The organism is Companilactobacillus metriopterae, assembly GCF_004117915.1.
GTDB lineage: Bacteria > Bacillota > Bacilli > Lactobacillales > Lactobacillaceae > Companilactobacillus > Companilactobacillus metriopterae.
This window is the reverse complement of sequence record NZ_RSTD01000001.1, coordinates 111,997-124,555: the sequence shown is the minus strand read 5'-3', so window position 1 is coordinate 124,555 and position 12,559 is coordinate 111,997. Positions and strand designations below refer to the sequence as shown.

Genomic DNA, 12,559 nt, shown 5'->3' with positions numbered 1-12,559 from the left:
TTTTTTATTTAGTTAGCAAACAATAGCCAAAAAACAAATACTACTATGACTAAAAGGACACCTGCTAACATGACATATGTCCATGTTTTATCGTAAACCAAATCTTTACTCTTATCATTGATTTCCTGAGCTTGTTTTGGTGATATCATGTACTCATACTCAAATTTCCATGTTGCCTTGCCTGACCTTGCCTCAGCTTGAACATGGTATTTACCTGCCTTTATAGGCGACTGTGATTGATTGAAAACTAGTGGAATTCGCGAATTAGGTGCAACTTGTGGATATTTTTGATCAGTCTCTTGTTCCTTATCCCCTAGCCCAATTTTGTCCAGCCACGATTCCCTTTTAATAGTTCCATGGACAATCAAATTTTTCATCATCCCTGGTTGGGTGTTAGATAGATTCAAAATAATATTCGGCTGACTATCAATAACTTGTAATCCTAAGGAGTGAATTTTTAGTATTCCACCGATAGACTCATTACTCTCTGTCAGCCAAACTGGGACATCTGAATGCGCCTGGTTAGGTTTATTCACATTAAAGACATTGAAACCACCTATTATCACACCAGAGAATTTTTCATTAGGAATTTTAATTTTAAAAGCTAAATCTTTTGTTTCTTGTGGACCTAATTCAATAGTTTTGGCTTTAGTCATATCTGCAAATGCATATTTTAGACCAAAATCGCCTTTTTTAATCATATCAGTGAAGGCAATTTTCCCATCTTCAGATGTCGTAGCATTAGTAGGTTGAAGTTTTATTTTGACATTATTATTTTCAAAATTACTTACAGATACTTTTATTTCTCTGGTTTCACCGGGTTTTACAATCAACTCAAATCTGTCAGTAATATCAGAATCTCCAACCAAAGGAGTGACAGTGATGTTCTGTATTTCAGCTTGAACAGATGTAGGTTTTATAAAAATTATCGCAAAAAACGATGCTAACGATAATATAATGACTGCCGCTCTTTTCATTTTAAACTCCTGTATTATGAATTATTGATTTGAGAACAAAAAAGCCATCATTAGATGGCTTTTTATTAACGTCTTCTTCTTGATCTAGAACTACCGTTGCTATTATCGCCGTTGTTGTTCTTATTTCTTCTTCCTAGGTAAATTCCTAGTCCTAAGATAATAATTACTACTAGTAAACCTATTAAGATGTATAGCCATGTATAGTTTGGTTTGATTCCTGCTAATTTATTGTACTTAGCAGCATCAGCATTAGTTATAGTGAAATCTTTTTCTACAACCCATGACTGTGTTTTATCTTCTGAAGTATAAGTGATTTTTGCGTGATAATCTCCAGCTGTTAGTGATTCATCACCCCAACCAACTGAGTAGTTATAGTTAGTTGTAGGAGCAATGTTTTGACCATCAGCTGATGATGTTACCTTGAAATTACTGTCGTTTTTCTTAGTAATAACGGCTTTTGATGATAGTGATCCAGTATATCTGTTAGCAGCATTATGAACATCAATGTTTACACCAACAGTTTGTCCCTTGTTGGAAGCAACAAGTTGAGGCACAACTCTTGTAATGGAATATTTTGGTTCTTGCTTTTGATAACCAGTTTGTCTGATTTGAATAGGAATTGAAAAACTAAACTTATTCTTAATTAATGTACCATTTGACGAAACAGTACCTTTACCCGCTTCTTTGTATGGCTTAACATTCACACCACCCATTATAGTACCTGAATATGATTCAGTAGGGACAGTTACTTTAACAGTGACTGTTTTTTCTTCACCAGCAGCAAGTGTCACCACTTGAGAGTTAGGACTAAATTGATCTCTTGCTTGAATCTTTAATGCAGAGTCAGTAACTTTAGTCTTATCAAAACTCAATGTACCACCGTCGGCTGTATAGGCAGTATTAAAGTTTACTTGAAATTTACGTGATTTGTCTTCTTTATTCAAAATTTTTACTGAGAGGTCAAATGTTTGTCCAGGATCACCACTTACAATAAATGATCCAGATGAATTATCAACATTTGCTGTACTATCACCAGCAGGTGCTACAGAGTAGTCTGCGGCAGTGGCAGCATTAGCAACTTGAGGCATTGCCAGATTAGCTATACCTACAGTGAACAATGCTGCAATAGCTATAAGTAATTTTGAAAATATTTTGTTCATTTTAACTTTCCTCCGTTAGATATATACGGTTATTATTATAAGCTTATTTGCATAAGAAAAGCCACTACATAATTAGTAGTGGCTAATTCTATTTCAACAATAAAAATAATTTTAACTAAAAGTTATAATTATTCAGCAGTCTTAGCTGTTAGAGTCCATGTAATTGTTGATGTATATGAAGCAGCTTTACCCTTTTGAGCAGCTGTTGCAGGAACTGCAAGAGAAGCATCTTCTGGGTTAACAAATGTTGCACGTGCTGAACCATATGTGTTGTTTGCAAGAACAGTTGCTTTTGAAGTGCCATCAGCATTTAGATTAGAAACGTTTGTTTTAACGCCTGTAATGTTAGCATTAGCTGAGTCTTTTAGATCAACTGAAGCAAGGTGCAATACAAAATCGTTGTTAGGTGTTGTACCGTCTGTAAATGCAGTCATGCTAGCTGAAACTTCGTAACCAGCAGTTTTTCCAGCAGTAGCTGTACGTGAGTCAGTTACTTGTAGAAGACCTTTAGCGTTACCATCGTTGTTGATAACTGAGTCATTGTTGTCAAGTGTAGCTATTGTACCTGCAGCAACTGTACCAAAACCGAAGTCAGGAACAGCGTCAAGTGTTAGCATATCTGAAGCAACTGTAACGTTAGCTTCTGATGTAGCTGATTGTGGGTTTGATGAAGCGTCTGTAGCTAGAGCTGCGTTAGCTGTAGCTGCTGGAGCTAATGCTCCAAGTACGATAGCTGCTGTAGCAGCTGATGCGAATAGTGATTTTTTCATGTGAATATTCCTCCCGAATATAGAAACAAAATATGTAATAAATATTACGTTTATTATAGTAACAAATTCTAATGCTTTAATAATCCACAATTTGTAAATTATATTTTTAGAATTTAAACTAAAACATTATATTAATTAGCAGACTGTCTCCATACTTTCTTAGTGTAAAAAGTCATAAGACCAAAGATCATCGCAAATCCAAGAACAACTAAACCATACTCATGCACACTTCCCGTTTGTGGATAAGATGACATGTTGTTTAAGTTAACTGACGGTGTAGAAGTGTTGCTAGAACCACCACCAGCATCAGTACCAGTATTATCACTTGTAACAACAAGATGTGATGTAGAACTTCTAGCATCACTTCCTGAAGCACTAGCAACAACTGGAGCTGACCTAGTGACAGCACTACCAGTTTGGTTATCCAAAGCTAAAGCTTGTTTAACTCCGAAGCCACCAACTACTCCAATCAAGATAACAGCGACTGCAAGGATTCCGATCATACGCTTTTTAGTTTTGAGACTCTTGTTAGAACCTTTTCTCTTAAACATATAGAAACCTCTCATAAAATAAGAATATAATCTCCTTACTTGAATAATATTATCATTTATCAAGTTGCTATATTTCCAAATTTTCAAAATTTTTCTTACATATAGTGATTATAACTTATTTCATATGATGATTATAACTTATTACGTATATAATAATCAACTAATTTTATTTCATCAAACGGATTTAAAATATCTTCACTCACTTGATAGACATATTCAAAGCCAAATTTTTTAATAATTATCTTTGGTAATTCGTTACCGGGCTTTACTGCTGCCCACAGTTCTCTAATTCCATTTGCATCTGAATATTCTACTATAAGTCTCATAGCTTCGGTAGCATAACCCTTTTGTCTAAACTTGTCAGCAATAATAAAGCCTATTTCTCGAGTATCTATCAGTTCATCAGATAGTCCTCGCTCGTTTAATTCAATTATTCCTACCATATTATTATTTGAATCTGCAATTACGTCTGATGTTTCCACTTTTTTATAGGATTCAAATAGCAGTCTTGCCTTACTTTCATCTGGTTGATACTCAATACCAGATTTGTCATGATTTTCTTTATTACTAACAATACTGAAGAATGTTTCAAAATCTCGATCTTCGAAATTTCTAATTTGAACTTTTTTACCTATTAAATGCATTGACAAAGACCTACACAATCTTATTATTAGTTATAAGTATATTATTACATTATAATATATCTATTAAATCATTGGAGAAAGAAGCGTGTTATTATGCAACTAGACTTTGGAGGAAACACTGTTTCAACTATAGGAGAACCACTTAAGGTTACTCAAATTCTTCCCGATTTTACAGTTGAGGGTAAGAATGGTTCTGTATCACTAAAAGATTTATTAGATAAGCCATTGCTGATTAGTGTTGTTCCTGACATTAATACTCGAGTATGTAGCATCCAAACTAAGAAGTTCAATGAACAACTTGATATACATAATGAGATAAACTTCGTAACTATTTCAGTTAATACTGTAGAAGAACAGTCAAACTGGTGTGCTGCTGAAAATGTTAAAAACATGCAAATGCTATCTGATGTAAATCATCATTTTGCCAATGCTAGTCACTTACTTATGGAACCTGCAAACTTGCTTGCACGTTCTGTTTGGGTAATTGATACTAATGGACAAATCATTTATTCAGAGATTCTAAAGAGTCAATCGAATGAACCTGACTATGATAAAGTACTTAATTTCTTAGATGAAGAAATTATTTAAAAAGAGAAGCCTTAAGGCTTCTCTTTTTTTAGTTGTCATTGAATTTACCCATGATACCAATAGTTGGTTGTATGTTGATAAAGGCGTTGGGATCTATTCTAGTAACAGTTTGCTTAACAAAGAATAATTGATACTTAGTTAATACTATTGTAATTGATCCAATTTGATCGCCTGAATAAGCACCCTTCAAATTGTGATCCATCGTAATACCACGATTGATTCCTTTAATTAATTCTTCAGAAATTTCGTCAATATGTTTTGAGTAGATAACAGCTGTAATTTTTTGTTGTTGAATATACATCTTATCAACAACCAAATTACAAACATAGATAGAAATAATACTATACAGAGCTGGTTTCCATCCGAAAACAATTCCTGCGATTAAAATGATAACTGCATTTACACCAAAACTGATTTGTCCAACTGTACTACCTGTCGTTTTTTGAATAAACAAGGCAATAATATCCGTTCCACCAGTTGAAAAATCATATCTAAAACAAATTCCAATACCTACACCTGTAAGTATTCCACCAAAAATTGAGGCTAAAACTGGATCCTTAGTAATGGGCGTTAGAGGAATAAATAAAATAAATAATGATGCAGAAAGAACAGCTAATATAGTAAAAATAGTAAATTTCTTACCCAGTCTTTTCCAAGCTAGTATAACTAGCGGAATGTTAATTAGGGCATACCATACATAAACTTCTGAATTTATATTGGCAAATCTTTGAAGTAGGTTGACTATCAACTGTGCCAAACCCATAACACCACCCGTATATAACATTGATGGTTGCAATAACAATTGAATACCAAGAGCTGAAGTAATTCCATAAAATACAGCTATTAGTACATTACGTGTATATTCTTTTCCCTTAGACATCAGAACATACCTCCATTAATCGATAAGTTTAGGATAACGTGATTTTTCATTTTGAGGTAGGCATAGTAATACTACTAGTATTATGAAACCTATCGTAGGTATGAGGAGGAGTAACGCCCACCAAGCATTAAAATTAATATCATGTAATCTTCGGATCACAGCATTCAATAAACCTATCAAATAAAAACCATCAATAGCCACTAAAATTAATCCAAAAAATAAACTAGTTAAATAATCGTCCACTGGAATAATTCTTGTAATAAGTAGAAATAAAAGCCACATTGCAAGACCCATAACTACAGAAAATCCTAGTATTCCCCACCAAAAGTCTTTGCGGCTCATACGTTTTGCACCGACAAATAAATCAGCAAAATATAATCTTGTTGATGAGATAATGTTTGGATTTTCGTTTTCATTCCAAATTGTGTTTTGCATAATTTTACTCCTATACTTTATAACCCATTATAAACGCAAATATTCCTAATATATATGTAAGAATTAAATAAATTGTCCAACGATAAAACTTCTTTTGAAACCACAAATCAGTAGCTTCAAGATTAAATGTACTAAATGTCGTAAATCCACCACAGAATCCTGTTCCTAAAAACAGCAGCCAGTTATTACTTGTCTTAACTGTAAAAATTCCTAAAAGAAATGAACCTACTATATTAATTAACATCGTACCCAGAGGAAAATCTAACTCCCAATTACCAAACCAACTACTGATCTCTGTTCTAAGGTATGCTCCCAATCCTGAACCAAGTCCGACTAACATAACACTCCAATACATATTAGTCATTCTCCTGACTGCTTAGCTATTAATTTTGTTGAGAGAACAACACTTAGTTCTGCTAGTAAAAATCCACCTATTATTGTCAATAATAGATAAATTGTCAAGCTTAGAAACTGATGATTCAAATACAACATTACTGAATCTTTTGTAAATGTTGAAAAAGTTGTATAAGATCCCAATAAACCTGAACTTATGATTTTAATACGATCACTATCAACATGAAACTGATATTGAACATAAATCACTACGATCGGTAGCAAAAATGCTCCCGACAGGTTAGCTACAAGTGTCCCGATGGGAAATGTTCCTGCTGGTTCTGGTAGAAATCCTAGAGCATATCTTAAATTTCCACCTAAAAATGCGGCAATCATAATGTATATAAATTTTTGCAACTTTGTCATTTGATTTACCTCGAGATAAAAATACCTAGAACTCAATATTACATCATATTCATAAGTAATTAAATTAAAATTATCTATTATTATGCAAATATATTTGGTTACTTTAAAGTTCCTATCCCACTTTAAAGTGCGTTATTGTACCATATTTAACTCTAGTTATAATTCTTACTTGTGACTTAACAAGGGAGAATAAATTATGGAATCAAAAAAAATATCACCTGCATGGACATTAATGGCTTTAGCTATCAGTGCCTTTGCAATTGTAAGTACTGAATTTATAAGTGTTGGTATTATGCCACTGATTGTTGAATCATTCGGAGTATCTTTATCTACCGCTGGTTTGACCGTTTCACTTTATGCTTTAGGGGTAACTATTGGTGCGCCAGTATTGACGCTATTGACCAATAGATTAAATCGAAAAACGCTACTCGTCTACATCATGCTAGGTTTTGTTATTGGGAACATTCTAGCTGCTAGTGCTCCAAATTTTACAATACTATTAGTCGGTAGAATTGTTACCGCACTTTCACACGGAATATTTATGGCTGTATCTTCGGTAATTGCGGCAGATGTTGTTGAACCAAATAAGCGTGCTTCTGCTATTTCTATTATGTTTACTGGACTCACAGTCGCAACAGTTACAGGTGTTCCTCTAGGAACATTTATAGGACAAACATTTTTCTGGCGTGGATCTTTTATATTCCTAATTGTTTTGGGATTAATCGGATTAATTAGTAGCATTTTGCTTGTGCCAAATAATCTTCCTTTACCACTGCACACTGACTACAAAGGTATTTGGAGAATTCTAAAACTACCTCAATTGTTATTAATAATAATTATTACTGCTTTAGGATATGGTGCAACTTATCCTGCTTATACCTATATCTCTGAAATCTTGCACAATAATATGAGCTGGTCTAGCTCTGCTATGTCGTTATTCTAATCGGATACGGTTTTGCCGTTGCTGTTGGAAATACTCTGGGTGGAAGATTTGCAAACAAGAACCCTCTTTCCGCTCTAATTTACATGTTTGGCGGATTAGCAATAGCATTATTATTCTTGATATTTGCTATGAATAGTCATTATCTAGGATTGATTGCAGTATTATTACTCGGTATTTTTGCATTCATGAATGTTCCAGGATTACAACTATACATGTTGCAACTGTCAGAAAATTACACTCCAGAAGATGTATCTCTTGCATCTTCATTGAATATTTCGGCATTTAATATTGGTATCATGTTTGGTTCCACAATGGGTGGACAAGCAGCTTCAGCCAATTTATTATATTTAACCCCACTAATAGGGATTATTATGTTGGTAGTAGGAATATCACTTACATTTATTCTAAAGTTTAAAGAACAACGTTAATTCTTGTTTTTAAATTATATCAATGCTAGCCTTTTATTACTTAATTAATGGAGGTCGGTGCATGTCTAAGACTTACAATATTGGTGTTGAAGCTGCTATTGATGTTATTGGTGGAAAATGGAAAACAATCATCTTGTGCCACCTAAGAACTAAAACAATGCGCAACGCCGATTTACTCAAAGCAATTCCAAATATAACTCAGAAAGTTTTGACTGAACAATTACGAGAGTTAGAAAACTCAGATATTATAAATCGCAAAGTTTACAATGAAGTACCTGCAAGAGTCGAATATTCACTGACAGAGTATGGTAAATCTTTGAACAGTATTTTGCACGAACTTTGCTTATGGGGACAAAACGATATTGACCGTCGCCGTGAAAATGGTGAAGAAATAAGACTTATAGATGAAGAAGGTCAACTAGATCCGACAAAATAAAAAACAACCACTAATGTGGTTGTTTTTTGTTTATACAAAAATACTTAAAATTAAAACACATACTATACCAACAATTGAAATCAGTGTTTCTAGTACCGTCCATGTTGCTAATGTTTCTTTAACTGATAGATCAAAGTATTCTTTGAACATCCAGAATCCTGCATCATTAACATGTGATGCTGCAAGTGATCCAGCACCGATTGCCAAAACCATTAAGGCTGGATTAACTCCTGCTGAAGTCATCAATGGTAACACCAGTCCAGCTGCTGTCAAAGAAGCTACAGTTGCTGATCCTAGTGCGATACGTAGTACCACTGCTATCAACCATCCTAAAAGAAGTGGCGAAATGTTTGCATTACTGAATAGATGCATTACTGAATTACCAACTCCACCATCAATTAGAACTTGTTTAAATGCACCACCACCACCGATTACTAGTAGTAGCATTGCAATTGATTTGACCGCTGATTCAACGGTACTCATGATTTCAGGTGTCTTAATTCTACGTGCCCAACCCATTGTATACATTGCGACTAGCAATGAAATAGTCATTGCAATTGCCGGTGTACCTATAAATGCAATTATAGAATCTAATATTGTTGGGTGTTTTGGAAAGTGTCCTCCATTAAAGACCATTTGATAAATTGTTGTAATAGCCATCAAAATAACTGGGAATAATGAAGTTAAAACACTGATACCAAAACTTGGTGTATCTTCCAGTTTAAATTCCTTTTGTGGACCAAGTGCTGATAGATTTCCCTTACGCTCAAATGCTTCTGGAACAATTCTTCTAGCAAATCTTGTGTACACAGGTCCTGCAATAATAACTGCAGGAATAGCCACAATAATACCAAGTACTAATACATGTCCTGGATTTGCTCCCAAAACAGCACTAATCGCAGTTGGTGCTGGATGTGGTGGCAAAAATCCGTGGGTTACTGATAGTGCAGCTGCCATAGGTATTCCTAGGTATAAAATTGAAACACCTGCTTCCATAGCAATTGCGAATACGATTGGAACCAACAATACCATACCAACTTCGAAGAATAGTGCTATACCAATAATAAATGATGCTAGAACTATAGCCAATTGAAGTCGCTTTTTACCAAATTTTTCAATTAAGGTATGTGCTATACGATAAGCACCACCTGCGTCTGCAACCAAACGACCTAACATAGCGCCAAAACCAAAGACTATAGAAAGTTCCCCTAACTGACTTCCAATACCATCTTGTACACTAGTAGCAATCTTATCCAAAGGCATTCCTAGCCCTATACCTACTAGTATAGAGGTAATAATAAGTGATACAAATGTGTTCATTTTAACTTTTATTATTAAAAATAGCAGTAGAGCAATACCTAAAACTAAAATTAAAAAATCCATAAATTTGTCCCCTCTTCATAATGTTATCGCTTACTTAACTTTTGAAAATAAAACTCGTATATTTACGAGTTAATTTTTCATATATTTATTTTGAAAATCTGCAATACTCTTATATTCAGGTTCCAAAACTTTTGATAAACGGATCCAAATAGGTAGCAATTCACGATAAACTTCAAAATTTTCAGAATTTGGTTTATGTACATTTGTTACACCAACCATGTTCTTAACTTCTGATAAATCGTCAATATATCCCAATGAATACATTCCTAATACAGCAGCTCCTAGACATGAACTTTCAAAACTCTCTGGGATTGTAACATCTTGTTCAAAGATATCCGCTAACATTTGGCGCCACAATTCTGATCTAGCAAATCCACCTGTTGCCTGAATGCTCTTAGGTTTGCCCGCAACTCCTTCTATCATTAGCATAACCATGTACAAATTGTAGACAATACCTTCCAAAGCTGAACGAACCATGTGAGCTCTAGTATGTTGTCTAGTTAAGCCAAAGAATGATCCTCTTGCGTAAGCATTCCAAATAGGTGCACGTTCACCACCTAGATATGGATGGAATAATAGACCATCTGATCCAGCTGGAATCTTTTCAGCTATTTGAGTCAAGATATCATAACTCGATATTTGCATTTGTTCTGCAGTAATTTTTTCAGGAGCAAACAATTGATCACGGACCCATCGGAAGACAATTCCACCATTGTTAACTGGACCACCTACAACCCACTTATCTTTTGTAAGTGCATAACAGAACAAGTTACCATTAGGATCAACTACCGGCTTATCAACTACTACACGGACAGCCCCACTGGTACCAATAGTTACCGCCAGAACACCTGGATCAATAGCGTTAACTCCTAGATTTGATAAAACACCATCACTTGCTCCATATATAAATGGAACATCTGCTGTGATTCCGGTAACCTTTCCATAACTTGGATCAATTCCAGAAATTTTATCAGTAGGTTCAACTAAGTTAGGTAATTTATCTTCTGATAAACCTAACATTTCTAGAGCTTGTGGTTCCCATTTTAGTTCAAAGATATTGAACATTCCTGTTGCTGATGCAATAGAATATTCCATGTTATATTCACCGAATAACTTGAAAAATACATATGTCTTTAAATCAATAAATTTCTTAGTTTTAGAAAATAATTCAGGTTTTTCATTTTTGATCCAAAGTATTTTTGATAGCGGAGCCATAGGATGAATTGGTGTTCCTGTTTTAGCATAAATTTCTTTGCCAAGTCCATTCTCTTTTAGCTGATCGCTATACTTTGCAGCTCTGTTATCTGCCCATGTGATGGCACGTGTTAGTGGTTCATCATTTTCGTCCATCAGTATCAAACTGTGCATTGCTGAACTAAAGGATACACCCTTCAATTCGTCTGGTTTAACTTTTCCCTTACGCATAACTTGAGATAAAACATCGATTATCGCTTCAAAAATATCATCAGGATCTTCTTCAGCCATGCCCGGTTCGTCTTGATACAACTGGTAACCCTTATTTGCATATGCAATAACGTTACCTTTCATATCATATAAAACTGCTTTTGTACTTGTTGTTCCTATGTCAGCACCTATGATATATTCCATTAATCTATCTCCTATTTTTTATCAACTTCATGACCACCGAATTCATTGCGCAATGCCGCAACAACTTTACCAGTGAATGTATCATCTTCTTGAGAACGATATCTCATAATCAATGACATTGCTATAACAGGTGCAGCAACTTGTAGATTTAGAGATTCATCTAATGTCCAACGTCCTTCACCTGATGAGTGCATAACTCCTTTAATGTCATCTAGATTACCATCTTTCGCAAATGCAGATTCAGCTAGTTCCATTAACCAACTTCTAACTACAGATCCATTTGACCAAACTCTAGCAACCGCTTCATTATCATAGTCAAATTGGCTTTTTTCCAATATTTCGAATCCTTCACCTATTGACTGCATCATGCCGTATTCAATACCGTTATGAACCATTTTTAAGTAATGACCACTTCCAGCAGGTCCTGTATATAAATATCCATTTTTTTGAGCAATGCCTTCAAAAATAGGTTTCAAATAAGTCTCGAAAATTTCTTTTTTATCTCCACCAATCATAAAGTTCCCATCATGATTAGCACCACTCATTCCACCAGATGTTCCAACATCAAAGAAATTGATATCCTTTGATGACAAAATATTATTATGCTCTAATGAATCTTTATAAAATGAATTTCCACCATCAATTACAATATCGTCTTTAGATAATAACTTGCTTAAAGATTCAATAGTATTGTTAGTTGGTGCTCCGGCTGGTAACATTACCCAAACTATCTTTGGAGTTTCTAACTTACTAATTGCGTCTTCTAAAGATTTAGCAGTAATTGCACCTTTCTGACCCGCTTCTTCTACTGAAGATTCATTTAGATCAAATGCTACAACTTCATTATTATTTCTAATCAGATTTTCTGTAAGGTTGATTCCCATTTTACCTAATCCAATCATTGCTAATTTAGCCATTAGTTCGCCTCCGTGTTCTTATAGGACTTATTATTATATACATTTACAAAAAAAGAAAGCGCAAACAATTATAATTGTTC

Annotated in this window: 14 protein-coding genes and 1 pseudogene; 3 read left to right on the top strand and 12 right to left on the bottom strand. The window is 34.4% G+C overall.

The genetic code is table 11. The features are described 5' to 3' along the window. Positions 1-8: 8 nt before the first annotated feature. The 5 genes from EKN01_RS00640 to EKN01_RS00620 form a co-directional block, all read right to left on the bottom strand. Positions 9-977 carry a DUF916 domain-containing protein gene (locus tag EKN01_RS00640; RefSeq protein ID WP_129044548.1) on the bottom strand — a complete coding sequence of 323 codons (969 nt, stop codon included), beginning with the start codon at positions 975-977 and terminating at the stop codon, positions 9-11. 65 nt (positions 978-1,042) lie between these two features. Then, on the bottom strand, positions 1,043-2,137 hold the full coding sequence (locus EKN01_RS00635; protein ID WP_129044547.1) for a DUF3324 domain-containing protein: 1,095 nt from the start codon (positions 2,135-2,137) through the stop codon (positions 1,043-1,045). Positions 2,138-2,265: 128 nt separating this feature from the next. After that, entirely contained in the window at positions 2,266-2,907 is a 642-nt protein-coding gene (locus tag EKN01_RS00630; RefSeq protein WP_129044546.1) for a WxL domain-containing protein, read from the bottom strand. A gap of 131 nt (positions 2,908-3,038) precedes the next feature. Then, positions 3,039-3,458 carry a hypothetical protein gene (locus EKN01_RS00625; protein ID WP_129044545.1) on the bottom strand — a complete coding sequence of 140 codons (420 nt, stop codon included), beginning with the start codon at positions 3,456-3,458 and terminating at the stop codon, positions 3,039-3,041. A gap of 131 nt (positions 3,459-3,589) precedes the next feature. After that, positions 3,590-4,102 (bottom strand): GNAT family N-acetyltransferase, encoded by a 513-nt coding sequence (locus EKN01_RS00620; RefSeq protein WP_129044544.1) that lies wholly within the window; start codon positions 4,100-4,102, stop codon positions 3,590-3,592. Positions 4,103-4,195: 93 nt separating this feature from the next. On the opposite strand from EKN01_RS00620, the gene EKN01_RS00615 reads away from it, so the two are divergent. Then, positions 4,196-4,690 carry a thiol peroxidase gene (locus EKN01_RS00615; protein ID WP_129044543.1) on the top strand — a complete coding sequence of 165 codons (495 nt, stop codon included), beginning with the start codon at positions 4,196-4,198 and terminating at the stop codon, positions 4,688-4,690. 28 nt (positions 4,691-4,718) lie between these two features. On the opposite strand, the gene EKN01_RS00610 is transcribed toward EKN01_RS00615, so the two are convergent. From EKN01_RS00610 to EKN01_RS00595, 4 genes are read right to left on the bottom strand one after another with little or no spacing between them, the layout of a single operon-like run. Further along, complete coding sequence (locus EKN01_RS00610; RefSeq protein ID WP_099974306.1) at positions 4,719-5,570, bottom strand: YitT family protein; 852 nt, start codon at positions 5,568-5,570, stop codon at positions 4,719-4,721. Between the two features lie 15 nt (positions 5,571-5,585). Further along, a complete protein-coding gene (locus EKN01_RS00605) occupies positions 5,586-6,005 on the bottom strand; it encodes a DUF805 domain-containing protein (protein ID WP_099974305.1) in 420 nt (139 codons plus the stop codon). Between the two features lie 10 nt (positions 6,006-6,015). Beyond that, the gene (crcB, locus tag EKN01_RS00600; RefSeq protein ID WP_241685219.1) at positions 6,016-6,369 is read right to left on the bottom strand and encodes a fluoride efflux transporter CrcB; all 354 of its coding nucleotides are present in this window, start codon (positions 6,367-6,369) and stop codon (positions 6,016-6,018) included. After that, entirely contained in the window at positions 6,366-6,764 is a 399-nt protein-coding gene (locus EKN01_RS00595; RefSeq protein ID WP_129044542.1) for a fluoride efflux transporter FluC, read from the bottom strand. Before EKN01_RS00595 ends, crcB begins: the two co-directional genes overlap by 4 nt. Before the next feature lie 196 nt (positions 6,765-6,960). Here EKN01_RS00595 and EKN01_RS00590 point away from each other — a divergent pair. Both EKN01_RS00590 and EKN01_RS00585 read left to right on the top strand, forming a co-directional pair. Beyond that, positions 6,961-8,135: pseudogene (locus EKN01_RS00590) on the top strand (MFS transporter). Positions 8,136-8,196: 61 nt separating this feature from the next. Then, entirely contained in the window at positions 8,197-8,571 is a 375-nt protein-coding gene (locus EKN01_RS00585) for a winged helix-turn-helix transcriptional regulator (RefSeq protein ID WP_099974302.1), read from the top strand. 30 nt (positions 8,572-8,601) lie between these two features. Here the strand turns inward: EKN01_RS00585 and EKN01_RS00580 are convergent, their stop codons facing one another. The 3 genes from EKN01_RS00580 to gnd all read right to left on the bottom strand — a co-directional run bounded on the left by EKN01_RS00580 (position 8,602) and on the right by gnd (position 12,479). Further along, on the bottom strand, positions 8,602-9,954 hold the full coding sequence (locus tag EKN01_RS00580; RefSeq protein WP_129044541.1) for a gluconate:H+ symporter: 1,353 nt from the start codon (positions 9,952-9,954) through the stop codon (positions 8,602-8,604). A gap of 69 nt (positions 9,955-10,023) precedes the next feature. Next, entirely contained in the window at positions 10,024-11,562 is a 1,539-nt protein-coding gene (gene gntK, locus EKN01_RS00575; RefSeq protein ID WP_129044540.1) for a gluconokinase, read from the bottom strand. 11 nt (positions 11,563-11,573) lie between these two features. Then, a complete protein-coding gene (gene gnd, locus EKN01_RS00570; RefSeq protein WP_129044539.1) occupies positions 11,574-12,479 on the bottom strand; it encodes a phosphogluconate dehydrogenase (NAD(+)-dependent, decarboxylating) in 906 nt (301 codons plus the stop codon). Positions 12,480-12,559: the final 80 nt, after the last annotated feature.

Coding starts and splice junctions, on each gene's coding strand:
- EKN01_RS00640 (WP_129044548.1), bottom strand. CDS start 977: ATGAAAAGAGCGGCAGTCATTATATTATCGTTAGCATCGTTTTTTGCG.
- EKN01_RS00635 (WP_129044547.1), bottom strand. CDS start 2,137: ATGAACAAAATATTTTCAAAATTACTTATAGCTATTGCAGCATTGTTC.
- EKN01_RS00630 (WP_129044546.1), bottom strand. CDS start 2,907: ATGAAAAAATCACTATTCGCATCAGCTGCTACAGCAGCTATCGTACTT.
- EKN01_RS00625 (WP_129044545.1), bottom strand. CDS start 3,458: ATGTTTAAGAGAAAAGGTTCTAACAAGAGTCTCAAAACTAAAAAGCGT.
- EKN01_RS00620 (WP_129044544.1), bottom strand. CDS start 4,102: ATGCATTTAATAGGTAAAAAAGTTCAAATTAGAAATTTCGAAGATCGA.
- EKN01_RS00615 (WP_129044543.1), top strand. CDS start 4,196: ATGCAACTAGACTTTGGAGGAAACACTGTTTCAACTATAGGAGAACCA.
- EKN01_RS00610 (WP_099974306.1), bottom strand. CDS start 5,570: ATGTCTAAGGGAAAAGAATATACACGTAATGTACTAATAGCTGTATTT.
- EKN01_RS00605 (WP_099974305.1), bottom strand. CDS start 6,005: ATGCAAAACACAATTTGGAATGAAAACGAAAATCCAAACATTATCTCA.
- crcB (WP_241685219.1), bottom strand. CDS start 6,369: ATGACTAATATGTATTGGAGTGTTATGTTAGTCGGACTTGGTTCAGGA.
- EKN01_RS00595 (WP_129044542.1), bottom strand. CDS start 6,764: ATGACAAAGTTGCAAAAATTTATATACATTATGATTGCCGCATTTTTA.
- EKN01_RS00585 (WP_099974302.1), top strand. CDS start 8,197: ATGTCTAAGACTTACAATATTGGTGTTGAAGCTGCTATTGATGTTATT.
- EKN01_RS00580 (WP_129044541.1), bottom strand. CDS start 9,954: ATGGATTTTTTAATTTTAGTTTTAGGTATTGCTCTACTGCTATTTTTA.
- gntK (WP_129044540.1), bottom strand. CDS start 11,562: ATGGAATATATCATAGGTGCTGACATAGGAACAACAAGTACAAAAGCA.
- gnd (WP_129044539.1), bottom strand. CDS start 12,479: ATGGCTAAATTAGCAATGATTGGATTAGGTAAAATGGGAATCAACCTT.